The sequence below is a fragment of the Piscibacillus halophilus genome, assembly GCF_900110685.1.
GTDB classification, from domain to species: Bacteria; Bacillota; Bacilli; order Bacillales; family Alkalibacillaceae; genus Piscibacillus; species Piscibacillus halophilus.
In genome coordinates, this window is sequence record NZ_FOES01000002.1 from 99,509 (window position 1) to 123,461 (window position 23,953).

The following is a 23,953-nucleotide window of genomic DNA, read 5'->3' on the forward strand; positions in this document are numbered from 1 at the left end:
TGAACATTATTTAACATTTTTTTCTGCAAGATCTAGTAATTGTTTGACTTCATGAGGTGTTAACTCTCTGTATTCGCCTGGGTTAAGATTACCAAGTGTTAAGGGGCCAAATCGCTCGCGTTTCAATTTTTCAACTTGATAACCTAATGCTTCTAGCATGCGACGAACTTGTCTATTCTTACCCTCTTGTAATGTTAGTTCTAAAATACTTTTCTTTTTGGCTGGGTCTGTTTTTAATATCCTGCTGTTTACACATCTTAAGTATTCACCTTCATGATGGACTCCCTTTTTTAAAGTTTTCAGATCTTCTTTAGTAGGTATTCCTTTAACTTTAGCAATATAAACTTTATTGATTTTATATTTAGGGTGAATAAGCTTTTGTGAGAATTCACCATCATTCGTTAATATAATTAACCCTGAGGTATCGTAATCTAAACGTCCTACTGGAAATAACCTTTCTTCTATCTCATCACTAATTAAATCACCAACGACTTTTCTTCCTCGGTCATCACTCACACTGGAGATGACACCGCGAGGTTTATATAACAATATGTAAATAGGTTCTTCTTTCTCAAGCGGGATCCCATCCACTTCAACAACATCATTGGGGCCAACTTTTGTTCCTAGTTCGGTTACCTTTTTGTGGTTAACTTTAACCCTACCTTCTGTAATTAAATTTTCTGCCTTACGTCTAGAAGTGTAACCACTTTTGGCTATCACTTTTTGTAAACGTTCTTTTTGATCCATTCATATCACCTTTCTATACAAAGATAAGAGCGTTAACATATGTTAACGCTCCCCCTTTTCATCTCTATTTATCCAAATAATAAGTAGCATATGACTAACGATGCTATTATACCAATAAAATCAGCAAGCAGTCCAACCTTAAGTGCATCTCCCATTTTTTTAATCCCAACTGCCCCAAAATAAACGGTTAATACATATAACGTCGTATCAGTACTTCCTTGCATAGTAGAAGCTAATTTTCCTAAATATGAATCTGGTCCCTCCGTTTTAATAATATCAGTTGCCACCCCTAAAGAAGCAGTCCCAGATATTGGTCGTGTTAAAGCTAAGGGCACTATGTCCGGTGGAACATGTAAGAACGTAAGCACAGGAGCTATTAATGAAACAAATGCATCCATCGCTCCTGAAGCTCTAAAAATACTTATAGAAACAATCATTCCTAATAAAAAAGGAAGCAAGGAAATGGCGAGCGATACTCCTTCCTTACCTCCTTCAACAAATTTCTCATAGGTTGGGACTTTTTTATAGGTTCCATAAAGTAATACGAAGAGGATCATTAACGGAATGATATAATTACTTAATAGAATGATCATAATCAAGTCTCCCCTGTCTACGATAATAAAAATATCGGTCGATCAATATGGCTCCTATCGTAGAAATGAATGTAGCGAAAATCGTTGAAATAACAATCTCTGTCGGAGCTATTGAATCGTATTGCATTCGAATCGCAATTATGGTCGTAGGAATCAGAGTCACACTAGAGGTATTTAAAGCTAGAAATGTAATCATAGATCTAGACGCTTCATCCTTATCTCCGTTTAGTTTTTTCATTTCTTTCATCGCTTTAATTCCTAATGGTGTCGCTGCATTACCTAGACCAAAAATATTCGCTGAAAAATTGGACAAAATATAGCCCATTGCCGGATGATCGTGTGGAATATCTGGAAATAACCGAGTGAATAACGGCTTAAATAACTGAGCTAACTTCGTTAACAACCCAGCTTCCTCTGCAATTCTCATCATTCCTAACCAAAATACGAGTATACTGACTAAGCTAATGATTAAATAAACGGCCTCATTAGCACTTTCAAATATAACCTCATTCACTTCTTCAATCGTTCCATTAAACATGGCATATACGATCCCTACAGCCGCTAATCCAACCCAAATTATATGGACCATTCTTTAACCCCATGCATTCGATTTAATACATCGAAATATGATTCAATAAACGATGGGAAATTGAGCATTTCTTCAGAAAAACCTTCTGATTCCTCATCTATTTGCTTAAAAGCATAATCATATAACACACGATGATCGTTCCAATCATTAGAGGCGTTCAATGTTACCACTACGATGCGCTTTCCTTCATGTTCGGCTGTAGTGACCAACGTTCGACCTGCACTTTTAGTAAACCCTGTTTTTCCACCCGTACAATAGTCATTACTCATTAAAAGCTTGTTTTTATTAAACCAATAATAATCTATATTTTTAGAAAGATACTTCTTTGTTCCAAAAATCTTTTTAAATTCATCATTTTTCATCGCATAGCTTGTTAAAAGTGCCATATCATAAGCAGTTGAAAAGTGCTCTTCTTCATCTAATCCATGAGGATTTTGAAAAGAGCTATTTTGCATTCCAATCCAAGATGCTTTTTCATTCATTAAAAAAGCAAACCCTTTTTCACTACCTGCCACGTGTTCGGCTATAGCAGTGGCGGCATCATTGCCTGATCTCAACATTAGTCCATATACCAAATCTTCTAAAGAGTAAATATCCCCTGCTTTAGTGTAAATGGACGATCCTTCTTTTTTGGCAGCATTAGAACTAATTAATACTTTCTCGTCCAAATCATTTTGTTCAATGGCAACAATCGCGGTCATAATTTTAGTTATACTTGCGATTTCACGACTTTCATTGGCTTTTTTTTCATAAATAACTTCATTCGTATCCATATTTAGAACAACTGCGTTACTAGCAGAGACACCTGGAGCGGACTCTGCATTAATGACATTAAAGCTTGTACTAAACATGGCAAATAATAGAACGACGATACTTATTAAATAGGTATTTTTCATTGAAGAACCCCTCGCTTGAAGAACTTGAACTACTCATAACCAATATATGAACTTGTCAGGGTTGTATGAATAAAAAATGAGCCGGGTATCAACCCGGCTCACTTATAGTTCTAAATAATCAAGATGTTCTCTTAATTGTAAAAATGAAGGTTCTACTTTTTTTATGGTTTCGGTTATGAAACTCCCTGGATGTTGCTGAAAATCAATTGAACATTTGTTCTGATAAGAAGCTCGACTGTCTTCAAACCAAACTTCATCCTTAGGCGAGAAGTATTCTAATACACATTTATAGTAAACCCCTTTATAAACACGATCGAGAAACTCTTCTTCAATTTGACTCGTTTTCATCAGTTTTTCAATTGCTTTGCGACCTTCGCCACAATAAACGGCCAAATACCTAAACTCTTTAAAAATCCTTTGAATATATTCTATTTCCAATTCTCGATTGGTTTCTAATACTTTATCGACACTTGTAAAATCCAGAAAATCATGCAACTCATTCTCTATAAAAGTTAAGTGTTCGTTAATTGATTCCGCTTGAGATAGAAGGTGCGTATCCATTAGGTTTCTGTGATCCTCCTTAGATAATTGAACCCTAGTTTACGTTTTCTTGTTGGTTATTAAAGAATAAATCAGCTTCTTGAACCGCTTCATTGACCTCATCATCAGGTAACGGTGGTAATTCTTCTAATGATGTTAAACCAAAGAAGGTTAAAAACTCTTTAGTGGTTTGATAAAGAATAGGACGTCCGCTTGTTTCTTTTCGACCACACTCCTCAATCAGGAATCGTGATATTAAGGTTTGAACAGGACCGTCACTTTTCACACCCCTAATTTCTTCAATTTCAACCTTTGTGATCGGTTGCTGATAAGCAATAATCGCAAGCGTTTCTAATGCCGCTTGAGATAATCGTGATGAAATAGTTGTTTCTTTCATTTTTTCATAATATAGTGCATGTTCTGATTTAGTTGTTAAAAAATAAACATCCTTTTGTTCTAATATAGATAAACCTCTTTGATTATGTTCGTAATCATACTTCAACTCGTCTAATAAAACTTGTACGGTTTCTTGGTCTATCGATAATACTTCTTTAATTTGTTTGGATGATAAACCTTCATCACCTGATACAAATAGAAGACCTTCTAGAACACCTTTTAATTGTTTTAACTCCATTTTAAACCTCCGTTAATTCCACCATGATTTCTCCAAAGTTGTTTGTTTGAAAACACGAAACTTTAACAGCTTTCATCAATTCCAATAAAGCTAAGAAGGTCGCAACAATTTCAAATTTCTCTTTATAATGGAATAGTTCCTCAAAGTTCTTCTTTCCATTCGCATTTTTGAGTTGGTCAACCACCTCATCCATTCGCTTTTCAATCGAGATTTCTTGCCTTTGGACTGTAGTTTCCATTGGTTCTAATAACTGCTTTCTTCTTAAAACTTTTTGAAAAGCCTGTGCCAAGTCTATAATAGAGATTTCATCGCTCTTTGTTACTTTGACCTTCTTTTCTAAATTTGATAAGTCAGCAGGAGGTCGAGTAAAAGTTTGATTCGCATCATGTTCTCGTTCCTTAAGAATTTGAGATGCCTCTTTATACTTTCTATATTCTATGAGTCGTTGAATTAATTCATCTCTAGGATCTTCTTCATATTCATCTTCAAATTCTAACTCTTGTTTCGGAAGTAACATATCACTCTTTATTGCCAACAGAGTAGCTGCCATAACTAAATATTCACTCGCTACATCTAAATGTAATTCTTGGAGAGTATGAATATAATCTAAGTATTGGTCAGCGATTTCACGCATTGGTACTTCATAGATATCAATTTCATATTGATTCACTAAATGCAATAATAAATCGAGTGGTCCTTCAAATGTATCTAATTTAACCTGATATTTTGACTGCTGTTCCATTAATTTCACTCATTTCACGTACATATGAACATACCCATACAAATCTTATCAAATAATAAATTAAAAAGAAATATAATGTTAATAGAAACTTGTAGCTAGACCACTTGGAGATTATACTTCCTTTCACTTATAAAATCGTTTAGTTGAACTTTTTATATCATTAGTATATGAATTTAGAGTTTATGTAGAAGCTGTAATAAAGGGGAAATGTGAATTTAGAAGGAAGTAGAACATTAAATCTATAAATGAGGGGCGAAATGTGTACAAAAGAGGAACCACTAGGATTCCTCTTCATATTAACTATTCCGGTAAAGGACTTAAATGCTCATGAATTAATAACCATTGATCAGATTCTTTAACAAATACATTGGTCGCTCTTCCTCTGCCGCTTGTATATTGGTTATTGACATAACCTTCATAAAAATATGTATAGGTACAAGTTAAGGATTTATCAGAAATAAATAACCATTGTACGTCATGAGCTTCATAATTCTCATTCTTAACTACCTCCCAAGCATTTTCAAAATAACTTTGAATTTCACTATGGGTTTTGCAAGTTTTGTCAGTAAAAAAGTATACAGCATTTGGATGTAGTAATTTTTTGATCTCTTCAAAATTGTGAGAATTAGTTGCCTTAATATATTCTTTTAATACATCCATTTAATTTCACTCCTTACAAATTTTTAATTTAATTTTACCATTTTCCCATGTAATTGTAGACATGAATGAAATACGATTAGTCAGCCACTCTATAAAGTCTCTCAAAATAAAAGAAGCCTAACTAGTTCATTAACTAGTAGAGGCTCTTTTTTTTATTCGTCGCAATGACTGACGAAGTTTTCAGTTTTTTCATTTGCACAGATTAAATATTCATCAGCAAACTGATCTTTAAGTGCTTTCACCATTTTCTTACCAATACCTTGATTGCGGTGAGATGGCGTTACGCTGATATGTTGGACAATCATTTTTTGACCATCATCAATTCGCACGCCTATAGCACCCAGAACGTCTTCTTCTTTCCATAGAAACAAACGCCATTGATCGTTAGTTTCGTATTCTTTAATCGTTGATTGCAATTTTTTTACTTCTTTTTCATCTGGCATAAAGGACAGCAGTCCCATTGCAATCTTTTCAAAACTCTTTTTATATTTAATCAGCATAAAAACCCCTCTTAAAATCTTACTCATCGTAGTTTAATATAGTTATAGATAACTAAAGTGAAATATATACATTATATACTTTAATTGTTTTATGATATTTGTCAAATGTGGATATTAGCTACTATAACTTATATATGCTGCAAGGTTTTATTTGATCGTGACTTTATCCATGACATCTCCTGGACGAACTCGATCCACAACATCAAGTCCTTCTGTAACTTTTCCAAATACTGTATGATTACCATCCAAATGTGGCTGAGCAGAATGGCAAATAAAGAATTGGCTTCCACCTGTATCTTTTCCAGCATGAGCCATTGATAGGCTACCACGTTCATGTTTATTAGGATTCCCCTCTGTTTCACATTTAATCGTGTAACCAGGTCCTCCTGTGCCATCACCTGTAGGGCATCCACCTTGAATGACAAAGTTAGGAATGACTCTGTGAAAAGTTAAACCATCATAAAACCCTTTCTCTGCTAGCTTAACAAAATTTTGTACAGTATTAGGTGCATCTTCTTCAAATAATTCGATGTTAATTTGTTCACCGTTTTCAAAATGAATAGTCGCTTGTTTCAATTGCATCTTCTCCTTTGTTAATTAATCATTCAAAAGAAAGATCATTTTGAACGATATCTCGATATGTTTCCCGTTTCACAACTAAATGATCTTGCCCATCTTCAATAAATACGACAGCTGGTTTTGTGAATCGATTATAATGATTGGCCATTGAATAACCGTATGCTCCAGTTGAACGGACAGCCAAAACATCTCCACTTTCAATTTTTGGTACCTCTAAATCCCAAATTAACATATCACCAGATTCACAACACTTCCCAGCTATGGATACTTGTTCAACCAATGGTTCATTTACTTTATTGGCTACAACCGCATCATATTTAGCTTGGTATAAAGCTGGGCGAATGTTATCAGTCATCCCTCCATCTACAGAGACATATTTACGAACACCTGGTAAGTTCTTAATCGAGCCCACAGTATATAAAGTCGTCCCTGCTTCTCCAACAATAGAGCGTCCGGGTTCAATCCAAATTTCTGGCAAATTCAGTTGACGTGTTTTACATTCAGACTGTACCGTTTTGACTAACTTAACCACATACTCATTTAATGGTAATGGCTCATCTTCATTAGTATACCTTATACCAAATCCTCCGCCAAGATTAATAACAACGGATTCATAATCATAGCGATTTTTCCAGTGATCTAAGGTTTCATAAATTTTTCTAATTGCCATGATAAAACCGTGCGTTTCAAAAATTTGGGAACCGATGTGACAATGAACTCCTAACACTTCAAAACGTTCACGATTTAATAACGTTTCCAGTGCCTGATCAGCTTGCCCGCTAGATAAATCAAAACCAAATTTTGAATCTTCTTGACCAGTCAATATATAATCATGAGTATGAGCTTCTATTCCTGGTGTGACACGTAATAGAACTTTCATTTTTGTTTGATGCTTTTCTAACAATTCGTTCAGTCTCTCAATTTCGTAAAAATTATCAACGACGATACATCCTATTTCATTTTCAATCGCCATCTCTAATTCTTCCAGGCTTTTATTATTACCGTGCATATGTATTTTATCTACAGGATAATGAGCTTTTAATGCAGTATAAAGTTCTCCTTGCGACACGACATCTAGACTTAAACCCTCTTGCTTTGCTACTTGTAACATTGCAATGGATGAGAAAGCCTTACTCGCATACGCCACTTGATAATTGACACCTAATGATTCAAAAGTACGTGTAAACGATCTCGCATTTTCTCTAATATGATTGACATCATAAACGAATAGTGGTGTTCCGTATTTATGAACTAAATCAGAAGCACTTATTCCCCCAATATATAGATGATTAGCTGGCACTAAAGATCACCCTTTTACTCAGTGTATTTAAAACAGAAAACGATACTTGCCATAATTTTTGTACGACAAGTATCGACTCACTTTTAGAATTATCCCTTAAACTTTACCATATGAAGGGATGAGTATCAATTAATTATTCAGTTATCGGCGTCTTTCATCCTGAGGATGGACAATGCTAGGGCGAACTTTATGAAGTGGAATCGGAACTCTGAAAAGAATATGATACAATGCTTTTGCGTTAAACGGGATTACTGGCCAAAAATAAGGTGTATTAAGAGAGATCGTTTTAGTTAGGTATAAAATGTAAAGTGTAAACCCAATGACCAAACCTTTAACACCCAGTATTGCAGTAATGATCACTAATATAAGGCGTGCCAATTTATTTGCAACACTTAATTCATAACTCGGAGTTGCATAAGCCCCCATAGCACTTATAGCAACGTATAATATAATCTCTGGAGAAAATAGACCCACCTCAATCGCAATTTCACCAATTAAGATGGCTGCGACTAAACCCATTGCTGTAGATACGGCAGTTGGTGTGTGAATAGCTGCAATCCGTAAAAATTCCACCCCAATATCAGCTAATATTAATTGAACTAATATCGGAATATTTCCTTCTTCATTAGGCCCAATATAAGACATCTCTGGGGGTAATAACTCAGGATGCAAAACAAATAATAGCCATAACGGTAATAAAAATATGGAAAATAAGATGGCAAAAAAGCGTACCCATCGTACAAAAGATCCTACTATCGGTGATTGCCTAAATTCCTCTGCGTGTTGTACATGATGAAAGAATGTTGTTGGCGTTATGATGACACTTGGTGAAGTGTCGACCATAATCAAAACATGGCCTTCAAATAAATGGGCTGAAGCCACATCAGGCCTCTCAGTAAACCTAACGAGCGGAAAAGGGTTTCCTTTCTGATTAACTACAAATTCTTCAAGACTTTTCTCTGCCATTGATAAGCCATCTACATCAATTTTCTTTAAGTTTTCCCTAACTTCACCAACTAACCCAGGGTCGACCACATCTTTTAAATACGCTATAGCTACGTCGGTTCTAGATCGCTCACCTACTCTTAACATTTCAAATCGAAGATTATCATCTCGAACCCTTCTTCGAGTTAAACCTGTATTAACGATAATGTTTTCAGTATAACCATCTCTTGAACCTCTCACTACTTTTTCAGTATCAGGCTCAGTGGGTGTACGACCAGGATAATTACGAGTATCAACAGCAAAAGCTTCCTGATACCCATCTACAATTACTATAATTAATCCAGATAGAATTTCAGTAATCGCATCATACGTTACGTCAACCTTTTCAACCTGATTATTGACTAATCGGTTTTCTATTAGTTCATGGACGTTTTTGGTTCTTGGTTCAAAATCGTTTAACTCTAAGAGTTCCTTCATAACAATATTGATATGGTCTTTATCATTTAAACCATTAACGAAATAAATATCAACTTCCGTATCTAAAATCCTTAAAGTTCGAACATCTGCGTCAAAGGAAACTCCAATACCAAGTAACTCTTTTATAAATTCTCGGTTATCTACTAACGACTTGCTTAATTTTCTCTCTTTATCAGGTTTCATTGGAATCATCCTTTAGGTTTAAAGATTAAGGCGACGATAAATCCAAATAAAATAGCCGAAGCGATCCCAGCAGAGGTCAACTGAAAAATACCAACGGCTACACCAATAAAACCGTGTTCCTCTGCTTGAGTCATTGCTCCATGTAATAACGAATGTCCAAAACTTGTGATCGGGACGGTGGCACCCGCCCCAGCAAATTCAATGAGTTTATCATATACATTGAAACCATCAAGGACTGCTCCCGCTACAACAAATGATGACATAACATGTGCGGGAGTTAGTTTAAATACATCTAATAATATTTGTCCAATTACACAAATCGCTCCACCTACGACAAATGCCCAGAAGAAATCCATAAACACTTTATACATCCGTCCTTTGCAAGACAACTCCATGTGCAATACAAGGAATTGTTTCTTTTTGTTGAACTAAAGTTGGACTAAGTAAAGCACCCGTGGCAACTATCAAAACTTTTTTCAAGTTGTTTTCTTTTAATTGCTGCAGGATATACCCATAAGATACAACTGCAGAACAAGCACAGCCGCTACCACCTGCGAAAACCTGTTGATTTGTATGATAAACCATTAATCCACAATCACGATGAATCCCTTCCATGTCATAACCGGATTGCTCTGTCATTTTTTTGACAATTGGGGAACCGACACTTGATAAATCACCTGTTAAAATCAAGTCATAATCTTCTGGCTTTCGACCGAAATCTTTCATATGCTGAACAATTGTATCCGCAGCTGCAGGAGCCATCGCTGATCCTAAATCTAAAGGATCCGTCACACCATAATCGATAACTTTTCCAATTGTAGCTCCTTCAACTTGAATATCTGATGGTTCATTATTAAGAAGCAAAGTACCAGCTCCCGTTACCGTCGCGGTTGCTGTATCCGGTTTTTGGCCTCCATATTCAGTCGGATAGCGGAATTGTCTTTCTGCTGTTGAATAATGACTGCTTGTACTTGCGATGACATTTTTACAGTTACCACTATCAATTAATGAAGAACCTATAGCGACTGTCTCCATCGATGTTGAACAAGCTCCAAACACACATAAAAAAGGTGATGGAATATCCCTCGCTACATAATTTGATGAGACGTTTTGATTTAACAAGTCTCCACTAATGAATAAATCAATGGCATCTTGCCGGATATTTGTTTTCCCTAAACAGATATCAATTGATTTCTGCAAAAGTGCTCGTTCTGCACTTTCCCAGTTCTTTTCATTACAATGTAATTCATCAAATGAATAGTCATAGAACTCTCCTAATGGACCTTGTTTCTCCCTAGGTCCTGTTACCGTTCCAGCAGCTTGAACATAAACACCTTGATTAAATTGCCATGATTGTTTGCCTATTTTCATATTCGTCACCCTCACAAAAACTGTTCAATTAAGTATCTAATCATACCGACGATATAAGCTGATACTGTCCCAAACACTATGACACTTCCTGCAAGCTTGAACATGTTTGAGGCCACACCCAATACAAGCCCCTCACTCTTATGTTCAAGCGCTGCACTCGTAATAGAGTTTGCAAAACCTGTCACTGGAACAGCCGAGCCTGCTCCTGCAAACTGTCCAATTTTATCGTAAACGCCAAAGCCTGTTAACAATGCAGACAATAATATTAAAGTCGTGACCACAGGGTTACCCGCAGCTTTTTCACTAAAACCAAAAACTTCTGTATAAAACACTGTTAACCCTTGCCCGATTAAACAAATTAAACCGCCAACTACAAATGCTTTGATGCAGTTTTTAAGTAGCTTTGGTTTTGGTTGATAATTTTTGATATCATTTTTATAATTTTCTTTTGTGATCATGCTAACTCACCTTTCACCTTACATAGATAACCCATTGAAATAACGAGCCTATAATTTTTCCAAAAACGATGGCTAACACTAGCAATTCAATTTTTTGATCTAATCTCATTCTTTTAGCTAAAATCGGAAAGACATTTAGTACTTCTGTCAGTGCTGCAGCTAACATTCCGATAAAAATACCATGCAACAATCCCCAAATCATCTCGATAAAAATTGGAGCTTGCACAGATATGTGTGAAAAAGATATAAATATTCCAAATAAAGCTCCTAAGATGACTGCCCATTCGTATAGCTGAAGAAATTCTTTCGATTTGCTCAGTTGCACCAGTCTTGGAATAATTCCTAAAACTGTAATAAAAGCAACAAACCCTGAGCCTACAGCCAGCCCTCCTGCTAACCCTACGAATACCTCAATGACATAACTAATCATCATCGTTTTTATTCAACTCATTCTCATTAAATGAAACATAATGATGTAAGTCTTGATCATAATTAAACATCTCAACTTCTAAGGGGCTAGGCTCTTCATTAAAACGTTTTTTGAAAAAGTGATTAAAGAACAAAATCATGCCTAAACCTAATCCGATTGAATATGGAACTTGTAACCATAGAACGCTTCGACCTTCTTCATCAGCCGAGATCATTCTATGTAGGGTAGATTGAACTTCTTCCATACTCACATCGAAATGAAAATTCATAATGGCCATCGCTGCACCTACAAATAATAGTGCCCAAATAAAAAACACATATATCGGATACACTTTAGGTTTTGGTTGATAAATGACCAAGATTGCTTGAGATGCACCGACCGACTCAATCTCGTATTCTGGGTAAAGTATGTGAATTCGTTCTATGATATTAAATAAATCAAAAACTTTATAGGTCTGGTCATCTTTTGTAACAGTGTGCAGATACAGAGTAGAGAGCTTTTGTTTTACTTCATCATTATTGGTGCTAATCCAAGCGATATCTTTTAAATAAATCTGTTGCCCCAGTTTCACGACTTGCTTGGGTTTTAATCTAAGGTAAATGACTTGTGCCATGTTGAATCAGCTCCATGATGTATTAATTCATAAATGGTGCCGCCATCTATATAGTTATTATGTACATTACATGCTTTAACATGTATTAGAAAAAATAGAAAAGCTCTTACCGGAGTGGTAAGAGCTTGTTATTGCTTATTTAATAAATGTCCCATATGTTCTAATATATTTTTCTCCAAGCGAGACACTTGGACCTGAGATATGTTTAACCGTTTCGCTACTTCAGACTGGGTCTGATCTTTAAAATATCTCAAGTAAATAATTAATCGTTCCCTTGAGTCTAGTTGTCGTATAGCTTCTTTTAATGCGATATGATCAAACCAGCTTGAATCTTTTTCAGCTATTTGATCCATTAACGTTATCGGATCTCCCTCATTCTCAAAAACGGTTTCATGGATCGAATGTGGACTCTGATTAGCTTCTAAAGCCATGATAATATCCTCTTTAGGGATATCTAAAGCATCACTAAGCTCAACAATTGAAGGTGATCGTCCATGATCTTTTGAGAATTCTTCCATTTTAGATCTGATTTTATGATTGAGCTCTTTTAGAGACCGACTAACTTTTATTGAACCATCATCACGTATAAAACGTTGAATCTCACCAATTATCATTGGAACTGCATATGTTGAAAACTTAACATCATACGATAGATCAAACTTATCAATGGATTTTATCAGGCCAATACAGCCGATTTGAAATAAATCATCAGCTTCATAGCCTCGATTTAAAAAGCGTTGGACAACCGACCACACAAGACGAGTATTTTTTTGAACTAGTTCATCTCGAGCTGCCTCATCTCCCGCCTGACTACGTTCAATCAATTCTCTAACTTGTTCTGGTGCTAACGTTTGTTCATCTTTGATTTTGCCGTTTCCGCTCATAGCATCACCTATGAGAAGCGGCTTCGTTTTGATTGAACTTTTTTCTCATTGTGACCGTTGTACCATAACCCATTTGTGAATCTACCGTGATATCATCCATAAAGTTTTCCATAATCGTAAAACCCATCCCTGAACGTTCAAGTTCAGGTTTTGAAGTGTACATAGGTTGAGTTGCTTCATCTACATCTTCAATGCCTCGACCGTCGTCTATAATCTTTAATTCGACATCACTATTTCGAATGTTGCATTCTAAAGTTACGAGTCCTTCTTCATCTTCTTCATAACCATGGATAATGGCATTCGTCACTGCCTCTGAGACCACCGTTTTAATTTCAGTTAACTCATCCATTGTAGGATCTAATTGCGCTATAAATGAAGCGACAGCGACACGAGCAAAAGATTCATTTTCACTTTTAGCAGCGAATTCAACTTTCATATAATTATTCATGATGCCACCCCCAAGTTTTCTAGGGCAGCCTCTTCATTATCAGCTGTTCGAACTAACTTAAATAAACCAGAAAGTTCAAACAGACGTTTAATGGATTGATTATATGAACAAATAACCATCTCTCCATCTAACTGCTTTACCTCTTTATAACGTCCTAAGAACACTCCTAATCCAGACGAATCCATGAACGCTAATTTTTCTAAATTAACAACTACATGTTTAATACTCGTATCACCTAATTGCTCTTTCCATTTTTCCTTTAACTGTTCTGCCTCATGGTGATCAAGTTCACCAATGAGTCTTACTAGTAGTACGTCTTCTTTTTTTTCAAAATGTGAAATAAGACTCAACGCTTTTTCCTCCTTCAATGAAAAATTAAGCTATTGAGTCTTTCTTTCTGAATGATTTATTTTCCTGCTAGATGACAAAAGAAGTGTCAATTCGACTATTATTTACCCGAATGAATGGATTTTAAAGCCCGTTTCCAAAGTGTCCATATGTTTGCATCTTTCACATCATGGTTAATAACTAATGGGTACTCTCCTACTTTTTGATTATCTTTTAACACTCTAATCTTACCTACTTCATCGCCTTTTTCGACTGGCCACTGATTTGTATTTTCTTTTACGATTTCTGTCTGATAATCATCTAATGACTCACCTTTTTTCAGTAAAAGTGAAACATTTGTTTTAGGAGATGCGACAAGTTTTTTATCAGACTTTAACGGTTCCCATTCGTAAACAGAATCTCCTTTTTCATAAAGTTTTTTTACTTCATAGTTGCCAAAAGCATAATCTAACATATTAGATATATCTTTATTACGATCTTTTGCCGTGTCAGCTCCCATTGCAACCGCAATAACACGCATATCATCTCGTTTAGCCGTGGCCGTTAGACAAAATTTTGCTTTTGACGTATATCCTGTTTTAAGACCGTCAACGCCTTGATAAAAGCGAACAAGTTTGTTTGTATTAACTAGCCAAAATTCATCTTCAGTTCCTTTTCGAAGATAATCCTCATAAATCTTTGTATAATCTGTAATTTCTTCATACTCCAATAAAGCCTTCGCCATGACTGCCATATCGTGCGCTGTTGAGTAATGATTGTCGGATGGTAAGCCTGTAGCGTTCTCAAAATTTGTATCCTTTAAGCCTAACTCTTTCGCTTTTTGATTCATTTTCTCAACAAAAGCTTCTTCTGTAACAGCAATACGTTCAGCTAAAGCTACAGAAGCGTCATTCGCCGAAGCTACAGCAATTCCTTTTAATAAATCTTCTACTGTCATTTCTTCGAAAGGCTCTAAATATATCTGAGTTCCACCCATGGAAGCTGCATGTTCACTAATACGAACTTTTTCATCTAATTTAATTGTTCCATTATGAATCGCTTCCATAATTAATAACATGGTCATAATTTTAGTCATACTAGCCGGCGGTAGACGTTTGGATTCATTTTCTTTAAAAATAATTTCTCCAGTATCTGCTTCCATCAATAAAGCTGATTTTGATGATTCAATTAAATTAGCGACTTCAACTTCCTCCGCTAACAGACTATAACTTGGCAATATTAAAGAAAATATTAGTAATAAAGATATTATTTTTCGCATGATGCTCCCTCCATTTCATGTTTCATATTTTTTCCAAGGTCTTATTTTTTATTACAAAATTATTAATAAAATTTGACGGAAAAATTCTGTATTAATACCACATAAAAAAACCTAGCTGAGATTAAATAATCCCAGCTAGGTTAGAGAGTTTTATTATTCACTAATCATCTGATAGACCAATTCGGGTGCTTGAACGGATGATGAGCTTATCGATATATTGTTATAAAGTTTTTCTTTGATTTCATCCAAATTTGTTGTATTGGAGTGGATCGTTAGTAACGATTCACCTTTCTCAACACGATCGCCAACTTTTTTATTTAAAACAATCCCAACAGATAAATCAATTTCGGATTCTTTTGTTTGGCGTCCGGCACCAAGCATCATAGCAGCATGACCGATCTCATCTGCAACGATTCCTTTAATGTAGCCTGAATCTTTAGCTTCCAACTCTATAATGTGAGATGCTTTTGGTAATTGATCAGGTTGATCAACAACTGATGCATCTCCACCTTGAGCAGTTAAAAATTCTTTAAACTTTTCAATTGCTTTACCGTTTTGAATATTTTCCTCTAACATTTTTCTAGCTTCAGTTAATGTTTCAGCTTTGCCACCTAGTACAACCATTTGACTTCCTAAAGTTAACGTTAATTCTGTTAAGTCTTCAGGTCCTCTTCCATTTAATGTATCGATTGCTTCTTTAACCTCTAAGGCATTCCCGATCGCTCTTCCAAGTGGCTGACTCATGTCACTGATTACAGCCATCGTCTGTCGGCCAACGTTATTTCCAATCGACACCATTGCTTTTGCAAGCTCTTCAGCTTCTTCTTTCGATTTCATAAACGCACCTGCGCCTGTTTTAACATCTAATACAATAGCATCTGCACCAGACGCGATTTTCTTACTCATAATGGAACTTGCTATCAATGGTATAGAATTAACCGTTGCTGTTACGTCACGCAACCCATAAAGCTTCTTATCTGCAGGCGTTAAATTTCCTGATTGACCAATGACAGCGATTTTGTTTTGGTTCACTAATTTAACAAATTCATCACTGCTGATTTCTACGTGAAATCCTGATACAGATTCAAGTTTATCGATTGTTCCACCTGTATGACCTAACCCGCGACCACTCATTTTAGCAACAGGTACATCAACTGAAGCAACTAATGGAGCTAAACATAATGTTGTCGTATCTCCAACTCCACCTGTAGAGTGCTTATCGACTTTAATTCCTTCTATGTCTGATAAATCAATGGTATCCCCAGAATGAACCATTGCCATTGTCAGAGCTGCTCGCTCATCTTCATTCATATCTTGAAAATAAATTGCCATTGCCAATGCACTTGCTTGATAGTCTGGAATCGAACCATTTGTGTACTGCTCAATAAAAAATTGAATTTCTTCATTAGTAAGGTTTTCTCCATCGCGCTTCTTTGCGATAATATCGTACATTCTCATTTTTAACACTCCTGCTACTCTACATGATTTTAATAACTTTTTTAACTAATTGAATAAAATCTTCTCTTACCCTTTCTGTTGTTTCAATGACCTCATCATGTGATAGTGGTTGGTCAAGAATTCCAGCAGCCATATTAGAGATACAAGATATTCCTAACACTTTCATACCAGCATGATTCGCAACGATCACTTCTGGAACAGTTGACATACCAACAGCGTCTCCACCTAGTGTACGTAACATTTTGACTTCACTACTTGTTTCATAAACAGGACCTGTATTTCCGACATAAACCCCTTCTTGCAATTGAAGATCTAATTCATCTGCACAACTTTTCGCTACGCCGATGAGATCTTTGTCATAAGCTTGTGACATATCAGGAAATCTTGGGCCAAGTTCTTCAACGTTAGGTCCAATGAGCGGATTATCTCCCATCATATTAATATGATCCGTAATTAACATTAAATTACCAGCATCAAATGATTCATTTATTCCACCAGCCGCATTTGTGACAAGCAAACGCTCTACACCTAATGCTTTCATAACACGCACTGGGAAAGTCACTTGCTGCATGGTATACCCTTCATAATAGTGAAAACGACCTTGCATGGCGATGACATTTTTACCTTGCAGTTCACCAATCACGAGTTGTCCTTTATGGCCCGCCACTGTTGATGTTGGGAAATGAGGAATGTCCTTGTAAGAAATAACCGTTGGATTTTCTATTTCATCTGCTAAAACGCCTAATCCAGATCCTAAAATTAATCCGATCTTAGGTAATTGACCAGATAATTGTTGTTCGATATATGCTTTTGACTCATTAATTTGTTCAATCATATTGACGTACCCCTTTATTTAATATCGTTCAAAAAACTTTCCCCGTATTTTGGAGATTTTACATTAAAGTTTTCTGCAATCGTCGCTCCAACATCAGCAAATGTTTGACGGAGTGTTAGTTCTTTTCCTTCTTTAATTCCTTTATGATAAGCCAATAACGGTACATATTCACGAGTGTGATCGGTTCCATGATGAATAGGGTCATTACCATGATCAGCTGTAATAATTAATAAATCATCTTCGTTCATTTTGTCTAATACTTCTGGTAAACGACGGTCAAACTCTTCTAAAGCTTCACCATAACCTTGTGGGTCGCGACGGTGTCCGAATTTAGCGTCAAAGTCAACTAAATTTAAGAAACTAAGACCCGTGAACGATTGGTTTAAACTTTCTAATAATTTATCCATACCATCGCTATTATCATTAGTTCGAATAGCCTCGGTTACACCTTCACCATCATAAATATCACTGATTTTACCTAAAGCAATCACATCATAATCTGCATCTTGCATTTCGTTCATTACCGTTCTGCCGAATGGCTTTAATGCGTAGTCATGGCGATTTGATGTACGTTGGAAGTTGCCAGGTTCTCCAACAAATGGACGTGCGATAATACGACCAATCATATAAGGATCATCTTTTGTCATTTCACGCACAGTCTCACATATGTTATATAACTCTTCTAAAGGCACAACATCTTCGTGAGCCGCAATTTGTAATACAGGGTCTGCAGAAGTATAGACAATTAAAGCCCCTGTATCGATATGTTCTTTTCCTAATTCTTCAATAATCTTAGTTCCAGAAGCCGGTTTATTACCTATTACTTTACGTCCGGTTTTGGCTTCAATTTTCTGTACTAAATCTTCTGGGAAACCTTCAGGAAATGTACGGAATGGCTGATCCATTCTTAAGCCCATAATCTCCCAGTGACCCGTCATGGTATCTTTTCCTACTGACGCTTCCTGCATCTTTGTATAATGTGCCATAGGGTGTTCCGCTGGCTCGATTCCTTTAACTTCTCTTATATTACTTAGGCCAAGCTTACCCATATTTGGCATTGTAAGTCCGTTCATATGTTCAGCAATATGTCCAAGTGTATCAGCACCTTCATCGTTAAATTCTTTAGCATCAGGCGCTTCTCCAATTCCTACTGAATCCATGACAATTAAAAATACACGTTTAAAAGGTTGTTCCATATTGATCTTACCTCCAGTTAAATATCTTTAACATTTTACCCACAACTTAAAAACTATAACATATCATGCCCTCGGATGATAATTTTGATAAATATCCTTCATCCTAGACTTTGAGATGTGAGTATAGATTTGGGTAGTCGAAATATCAGCATGTCCGAGCATTTCTTGAACCGCTCTCAAATCTGCTCCATTTTCAAGTAAATGTGAGGCAAAAGAATGCCTTAAAGTATGAGGTGTTAGTTCTGCCCTAATCCCTTTTTCCCTAGCAATTTTCTTTAATATTTTCCAAAATCCTTGCCTTGTCATCGGACGGCCTCGATGATTTAAAAAGAGAGCGTCAGTATGTTCTTGCTTGATAAAAGTAGGGCGAGCATGTTCAACGTAATCTTCGACAGCTTGTTGTGCATGTTTTCCTAACGGTACTATTCGTTCTTTACCGCCTTTACCGATGATTCGTACAAACCCCATTAATAAGTGTAAATCATTAATTTTTAATGATAACAACTCAGAAATTCTCAATCCAGTCGCATAAAGCGTTTCTAGCATCGCTTTGTTTCTAATGTCTAAAGGTTCATTACTTGGTAAATCTAATAGTGCTTCTACATCTTTATTGGATAAAACTTTAGGTAATTTACGTTCTTTTTTAGGCGTTTGAATATGTAAAGACGCATCGTGTTTCACACCGTATTCTTGAATAATAAAACGATGAAACGATCGAATAGTTGATATCATACGGGCAATGCTTGAACTTGATTTCCCCATCTCGTCTAATTGTTTTAAAAATTGCCTAATATGATGACGTTCAATTTGACTCAATTCAGTTAACTTCTCAATTTCTATTAAAAATGTTAGATACTGATTCAAGTCTCTTTGATATGATGCAATCGAGTTATCAGCAAGCCCTTTTTCTATTTGAAGAAAATGTATATAATCTTTAAGCGCATCTTTCATTCCGACGCCTCCTCCATTTTAATTCTTCATCTTGACCATTTCAAAACAATTCATCGATCAGATAAATATTCTTTACTTTTTAAAAAGCAAGATTTTTTACACTATACTAAAGTTTACCTTTGTTATAGATTAAATGAAACTAAGGCTTTCGCCAATATATACACTGGGTTCAGTAAAATAGAATCAAACAAAAAAACCTTTTTTCACAATGAAAAAAGGTAATTCTATGTAAGTCTATTTATCATCATCATGACTCTGGCATTTTTTACAAATCCCATGAAACGTTAGACGATGATCTTTTACTTTAAACTCCCATTGAGATTCAACGATCTTTTCAACATCCCCTAGGAGGTCTTCTTCAATTTCTTTAACTGAGCCACACTCCACACAAACTAAGTGGTGGTGAAAGTGTTCAGCCCCTTCTTTTCGCAAGTCATATCTAGATACACCATCGCCAAAGTTAATCTTATCGACTACTTTTAATTCAGATAATAACTCAAGAGTTCGGTATACTGTAGCTAATCCAATTTCTGGTGATTTTTCTTTCACGAGGAGGTAGACATCTTCCGCACTTAAATGGTCTTCCTCATGCTCTAATAAAACCCGTACAGTTGCTTCTCTTTGCGGGGTTAATTTATAGCTTTGAGAATGTAGCTGTTTCTTTATTTTTTCTATGCGGTTTTCCATTTAAATTCCCCCTCTTACTTTACATAATTAATTATATGTAAGAGGAGGAATAGTGTCAAATTATAATTATTTTAATTTATAACATAACAATTATTATCAAATTAAAATCATTTTAAAATAATGTGCATGAACTGAGTTGAAATAAAGGCTTCCAAGATCGACCCACCAAAAATAATCAATAGGGTAATTAAATAGCTTTTAAAATATAAAAGAGCCGCCTGCCCAATCGTATAATAGCTTTTTCCTTTAGCAAATAGCATTTTCATCACATGTATACAAAAAATCATACTGCTAGCAACAATTAATAAATATCCTGGAACGATTAATAAATTTTGCGGCGCTACTGATGTAATAGATAATAAGAAGCCTTGCCAAGATAATTGATTAACTAAGAACCCAACAGTAAACCCTATCACAATTCCTTTTAAAAACAACAGGAACCATACGATTGGTAATCCGATGAATGATAATCCAAATAAGAATAAAAATGTTACATACTTTCCATGGGTCCAAAATGCATTAAACAACTCTCCGATGGTTAATTGGCGCGACGATTCTGTAATAGATTGAAAATATTGTTCAACAAAAAACAATAGATCTTGTTTTTGTAAGAAACTTAAACTTCCAACCATTCCTGCTCCGAAAATTACTCCAATAACAAATAGAACAAATAAGAAAACGTATAAACTAATGTAAGGCTCTAATGTATAGGACGATCCTTTTAACCAACGTTTCATCATGGTTCCTCCATTCGTTTCTAACTCTAGTAAAATCCTATGAAGATAGAAACAAATATAGAACCAAGTAGAATAATTCGATGTTATTTTTTATTTGATGAAACGATAACACGGCCATACGTGCCACCGCCGCCTGGATTGATATCCAATTTCCCGTTCCTTAATTGAATAATATGATCTGCGATTTGCTTGTTACTATGTTGAATTAATTCTTCTTCCGTCGCTTGATGGATGAGATACATATCATGAAATAAAACGTTTCGTAATTGTTCTAAAGTTTTGGGACCAAGTCCAGGAATGTATTCTAAGGGAACCTGGTGTATATAAGGGGGGCGTGTTCGGTTAGATGGCTTATGATGTTGACTCACTTCTTGAATACGCTCACTTACACCTTTAATCACTTTCTTTGACCCACATTCCGGACAATGGTCTGAGTAGTTTATTCGACTATGACAACCTCTACAAATGGTTGTATAATACTTTCCTAATCTCGGGTTCATGCCATAGTTAGCTTTTATAGTTCTTCCCTGTTCTTCTTTTAATGCTTTTTCCAATTCGAGAAACGTAGGAGCCTTTAATCGTAACTCTTGATATTCACGCCCGATCTTTTCTAATGAATGGGCATCTGAATTCGTTAAAAAGGCAAAAGGTTCTAATTCATGAATCGTATCCGCCATAGACGTATCCGAACTTAAACCAAGTTCAATTCCATCAATCAATTTAGAATCAAAAACTTCCGTAAGACTTTTTTGAACTCCCTTCCCGTATAAACTCTTAAAAGGTGTAAAGACGTGAGCTGGTATAAACAATCCATTTAATTCTTTTACTTTTTTCTGTAACTCAACCGCATCAATATACATTCGCTGCGAACTCAACGTTCGATTTTTTACAAAGTGGCTATACCAATCTGAAAAGCTCTTCATCTTTCGTAGAGTTGGCATAAAACATAGCACATGAATGGGCCCTGAACAATTCTCATCATACAATTCAATTTCTGATCCTAATAACATGGTCACGGAACCATTAGAAATCCCGCCTTCTTCAAGTTCAACACACTCACCTTTTTCTAACAATAAATCAATCTCTTCTTGCACTTCAGGTACATGAGTATCAATCACACCGACTAAATCCAATCCTTTTTTCTCACGTACATAGTGAAATATGTTAGAAATCGTTAAGTTATTGGAGGCAGATATTTTCACCGGATTATTATGAATCGTACGTCCAATATGAACATGTAAATCTGCATAAAAGCTTGATAGCGTCACATTTCTCATCCTTCTTGTTGCATGAGGTAGTATATAGCATGAATCGTTTTAGCATCATGAATTCGTTGCTCTTTAATTAGTTGTAAGGCTTCATCCAACGTTACTTCCATTAATTCCACAAACTCATCGTCATCACCTTCGAGAGCATCTTCTACCTTCATCAACCCTCTGGCTTCATAAACATAGATGATTTCATTGGCAAAGCCTGGTGATGTGTAATAAGAAACGACATAATCAAGTGTATCCGCTTGATAACCAGTCTCTTCTTCTAGTTCTCTTTTAGCTGTTATCTCAGGCTTTTCTCCAGGTTCTAACTTCCCTGCTGGAATTTCAATAATACTTTTTTCCAATGCCTTACGATATTGTTCCACCATTACGATTTTATTTTCATCTGTTATGGCAATAATGGCCACAGCCCCCGGATGATCAATTAATTCACGTTTAGATGATTGACCATTTGGTAATTCAACATCATCAACCCTAACATCTATAATTTTCCCTTTATAAATAGATTCACTCGTAATTGTTTTTTCTTCAAATTTCTTTGTCATCATAATCCCCTTTCTGCACCTTATTGTAGCATAGACCATTATATGATTTGTTTTTAACAGCATCTTGTTTTTAAAATAGATTTAGAAAGGGTGAGAATTCGATGATAAAAAAACGTCAATTAGGACATTCTGATTTACACATTTCTGAAATCAGCCTTGGTTGTATGAACCTAGGGACAAATGTTAAGCAAGCAACCAACATTATTGACACAGCTCTAGACCAAGGTATTAATTATCTTGATACGGCCGATTTATATGATTTTGGCGAAAATGAAAGGATCCTCGGCCAAGCAATTAAAGGTAAACGCGATCAAGTTATGATTGCTACAAAAGGCGGAAATCATTTCGAACCGGGGAAAGAAGGGTGGTACTGGGATCCTTCTAAGGCGTATTTAAAAGAAGCTTTTAAAAATAGTTTACTGCGACTTGGCCTTGACTATATTGATCTTTATCAATTACATGGCGGTACGATTGAGGACCCAACCGATGAAGTCATTGAAACCTTCGAAGAGTTACAACAAGAAGGATTAATTCGTTATTATGGAATCTCCTCCATTCGTCCTAATGTGATAAAAAGGTTTGTGGAACGTTCCAATATCACTAGTGTCATGATGCAATATAGTTTACTGGACCGCCGACCTGAAGAAGAAGTTTTAAACCTACTAAACGACAATCATATTGGAGTTGTCGTTCGAGGTGCTTTAGGGAAAGGTATGCTAACCAGTATCGGCCAAACCCAATGGCAAAAGAAAGGTCAAAAAGGGTTCTTAAATTATGACTCAGCTGAGTTAAAATCCATTATTACATCACTACAAGATTTAGCAAATGACCATAACCTCTCACCGCAATCTTTAGCTATTGGCTACGCGTTAAAACACCGTGCCATCAGTAGTTTAGTTCTCGGGGCAAGTACACCTGAACAAGTATTAGATAATGTACGGGCTTACCAAGATGCCCAAATCTCAGATAACGTCTATAACCAACTAAAACCATTAACAAAAGCTAATATTTACGAACAGCACCGTGATTAATAAGAAACATACATGAGATTGTCCGATTTCACCTGTCAATCGAG

General features: G+C 35.8%; 30 protein-coding genes. 1 reads left to right on the forward strand and 29 read right to left on the reverse strand.

The window, feature by feature from the left end:
• Positions 1-6: 6 nt before the first annotated feature.
• The 29 genes from BMY57_RS01775 to BMY57_RS01915 form a co-directional block, all read right to left on the reverse strand.
• A complete protein-coding gene (locus BMY57_RS01775; protein WP_091772297.1) occupies positions 7-747 on the reverse strand; it encodes a pseudouridine synthase in 741 nt (246 codons plus the stop codon).
• Positions 748-815: 68 nt separating this feature from the next.
• A complete protein-coding gene (locus tag BMY57_RS01780; RefSeq protein WP_091772298.1) occupies positions 816-1,346 on the reverse strand; it encodes a spore maturation protein in 531 nt (176 codons plus the stop codon).
• Positions 1,321-1,929: a nucleoside recognition domain-containing protein gene (locus BMY57_RS01785; RefSeq protein ID WP_091772299.1), complete on the reverse strand. Its 609-nt coding sequence runs from the start codon at positions 1,927-1,929 to the stop codon at positions 1,321-1,323. The genes BMY57_RS01780 and BMY57_RS01785 overlap by 26 nt, the downstream gene beginning before the upstream one ends.
• Positions 1,917-2,825, reverse strand: coding sequence for a D-alanyl-D-alanine carboxypeptidase family protein (locus tag BMY57_RS01790; protein ID WP_256205221.1), 909 nt, complete (start codon positions 2,823-2,825; stop codon positions 1,917-1,919). The genes BMY57_RS01785 and BMY57_RS01790 overlap by 13 nt, the downstream gene beginning before the upstream one ends.
• A 102-nt stretch (positions 2,826-2,927) precedes the next feature.
• The gene (locus BMY57_RS01795; RefSeq protein ID WP_091772300.1) at positions 2,928-3,386 is read right to left on the reverse strand and encodes a DUF3907 family protein; all 459 of its coding nucleotides are present in this window, start codon (positions 3,384-3,386) and stop codon (positions 2,928-2,930) included.
• Positions 3,387-3,420: 34 nt separating this feature from the next.
• Positions 3,421-3,999: an SMC-Scp complex subunit ScpB gene (gene scpB / locus BMY57_RS01800; protein WP_091772301.1), complete on the reverse strand. Its 579-nt coding sequence runs from the start codon at positions 3,997-3,999 to the stop codon at positions 3,421-3,423.
• Between the two features lies 1 nt (position 4,000).
• Entirely contained in the window at positions 4,001-4,741 is a 741-nt protein-coding gene (locus tag BMY57_RS01805) for a segregation/condensation protein A (protein ID WP_091772302.1), read from the reverse strand.
• 300 nt (positions 4,742-5,041) lie between these two features.
• On the reverse strand, positions 5,042-5,401 hold the full coding sequence (locus BMY57_RS01810) for a YybH family protein (protein WP_091772303.1): 360 nt from the start codon (positions 5,399-5,401) through the stop codon (positions 5,042-5,044).
• A 152-nt stretch (positions 5,402-5,553) separates the two neighbouring features.
• A complete protein-coding gene (locus BMY57_RS01815) occupies positions 5,554-5,901 on the reverse strand; it encodes a GNAT family N-acetyltransferase (RefSeq protein WP_091772304.1) in 348 nt (115 codons plus the stop codon).
• 147 nt (positions 5,902-6,048) lie between these two features.
• Positions 6,049-6,483, reverse strand: a complete 435-nt coding sequence (locus BMY57_RS01820) for a peptidylprolyl isomerase (protein WP_217703277.1) — start codon at positions 6,481-6,483, stop codon at positions 6,049-6,051.
• Positions 6,484-6,502: 19 nt separating this feature from the next.
• Positions 6,503-7,780, reverse strand: a complete 1,278-nt coding sequence (gene lysA, locus BMY57_RS01825) for a diaminopimelate decarboxylase (RefSeq protein WP_091772306.1) — start codon at positions 7,778-7,780, stop codon at positions 6,503-6,505.
• Between the two features lie 141 nt (positions 7,781-7,921).
• A complete protein-coding gene (locus BMY57_RS01830; RefSeq protein WP_175615462.1) occupies positions 7,922-9,385 on the reverse strand; it encodes a spore germination protein in 1,464 nt (487 codons plus the stop codon).
• A 5-nt stretch (positions 9,386-9,390) separates the two neighbouring features.
• A complete protein-coding gene (spoVAE, locus tag BMY57_RS01835) occupies positions 9,391-9,741 on the reverse strand; it encodes a stage V sporulation protein AE (protein ID WP_091772410.1) in 351 nt (116 codons plus the stop codon).
• A gap of 7 nt (positions 9,742-9,748) precedes the next feature.
• Positions 9,749-10,756, reverse strand: coding sequence for a stage V sporulation protein AD (spoVAD, locus tag BMY57_RS01840; RefSeq protein WP_091772308.1), 1,008 nt, complete (start codon positions 10,754-10,756; stop codon positions 9,749-9,751).
• Between the two features lie 11 nt (positions 10,757-10,767).
• On the reverse strand, positions 10,768-11,214 hold the full coding sequence (spoVAC, locus tag BMY57_RS01845; protein ID WP_091772309.1) for a stage V sporulation protein AC: 447 nt from the start codon (positions 11,212-11,214) through the stop codon (positions 10,768-10,770).
• Between the two features lie 13 nt (positions 11,215-11,227).
• Entirely contained in the window at positions 11,228-11,647 is a 420-nt protein-coding gene (locus BMY57_RS01850; protein ID WP_175615463.1) for a stage V sporulation protein AB, read from the reverse strand.
• Entirely contained in the window at positions 11,637-12,257 is a 621-nt protein-coding gene (locus BMY57_RS01855; protein ID WP_091772310.1) for a stage V sporulation protein AA, read from the reverse strand. The genes BMY57_RS01850 and BMY57_RS01855 overlap by 11 nt, the downstream gene beginning before the upstream one ends.
• 128 nt (positions 12,258-12,385) lie before the next feature.
• Positions 12,386-13,141, reverse strand: coding sequence for an RNA polymerase sporulation sigma factor SigF (sigF, locus tag BMY57_RS01860; RefSeq protein ID WP_091772311.1), 756 nt, complete (start codon positions 13,139-13,141; stop codon positions 12,386-12,388).
• Between the two features lie 4 nt (positions 13,142-13,145).
• Positions 13,146-13,589, reverse strand: a complete 444-nt coding sequence (gene spoIIAB, locus BMY57_RS01865) for an anti-sigma F factor (RefSeq protein WP_091772312.1) — start codon at positions 13,587-13,589, stop codon at positions 13,146-13,148.
• Positions 13,586-13,939, reverse strand: a complete 354-nt coding sequence (gene spoIIAA, locus BMY57_RS01870) for an anti-sigma F factor antagonist (RefSeq protein WP_091772313.1) — start codon at positions 13,937-13,939, stop codon at positions 13,586-13,588. Before spoIIAA ends, spoIIAB begins: the two co-directional genes overlap by 4 nt.
• 98 nt (positions 13,940-14,037) lie before the next feature.
• Positions 14,038-15,195, reverse strand: a complete 1,158-nt coding sequence (locus BMY57_RS01875; protein ID WP_091772314.1) for a D-alanyl-D-alanine carboxypeptidase family protein — start codon at positions 15,193-15,195, stop codon at positions 14,038-14,040.
• 153 nt (positions 15,196-15,348) lie between these two features.
• Positions 15,349-16,653 (reverse strand): pyrimidine-nucleoside phosphorylase, encoded by a 1,305-nt coding sequence (locus tag BMY57_RS01880; protein WP_091772315.1) that lies wholly within the window; start codon positions 16,651-16,653, stop codon positions 15,349-15,351.
• 19 nt (positions 16,654-16,672) lie between these two features.
• The gene (locus tag BMY57_RS01885; protein WP_091772316.1) at positions 16,673-17,488 is read right to left on the reverse strand and encodes a purine-nucleoside phosphorylase; all 816 of its coding nucleotides are present in this window, start codon (positions 17,486-17,488) and stop codon (positions 16,673-16,675) included.
• 14 nt (positions 17,489-17,502) lie between these two features.
• A complete protein-coding gene (deoB, locus tag BMY57_RS01890) occupies positions 17,503-18,684 on the reverse strand; it encodes a phosphopentomutase (RefSeq protein WP_091772317.1) in 1,182 nt (393 codons plus the stop codon).
• Positions 18,685-18,747: 63 nt separating this feature from the next.
• Positions 18,748-19,635, reverse strand: a complete 888-nt coding sequence (xerD, locus tag BMY57_RS01895; protein ID WP_091772318.1) for a site-specific tyrosine recombinase XerD — start codon at positions 19,633-19,635, stop codon at positions 18,748-18,750.
• Positions 19,636-19,869: 234 nt separating this feature from the next.
• Complete coding sequence (gene fur / locus BMY57_RS01900) at positions 19,870-20,322, reverse strand: ferric iron uptake transcriptional regulator (protein WP_091772319.1); 453 nt, start codon at positions 20,320-20,322, stop codon at positions 19,870-19,872.
• A 107-nt stretch (positions 20,323-20,429) separates the two neighbouring features.
• A complete protein-coding gene (spoIIM, locus tag BMY57_RS01905; protein WP_175615464.1) occupies positions 20,430-21,059 on the reverse strand; it encodes a stage II sporulation protein M in 630 nt (209 codons plus the stop codon).
• 83 nt (positions 21,060-21,142) lie between these two features.
• Positions 21,143-22,327, reverse strand: coding sequence for an endonuclease Q family protein (locus tag BMY57_RS01910; protein ID WP_256205222.1), 1,185 nt, complete (start codon positions 22,325-22,327; stop codon positions 21,143-21,145).
• 5 nt (positions 22,328-22,332) lie between these two features.
• The gene (locus BMY57_RS01915; protein ID WP_091772322.1) at positions 22,333-22,878 is read right to left on the reverse strand and encodes an NUDIX domain-containing protein; all 546 of its coding nucleotides are present in this window, start codon (positions 22,876-22,878) and stop codon (positions 22,333-22,335) included.
• Positions 22,879-22,982: 104 nt separating this feature from the next.
• Here BMY57_RS01915 and BMY57_RS01920 point away from each other — a divergent pair, with 104 nt between their 5' ends.
• A complete protein-coding gene (locus BMY57_RS01920; protein WP_091772412.1) occupies positions 22,983-23,909 on the forward strand; it encodes an aldo/keto reductase in 927 nt (308 codons plus the stop codon).
• Positions 23,910-23,953: the final 44 nt, after the last annotated feature.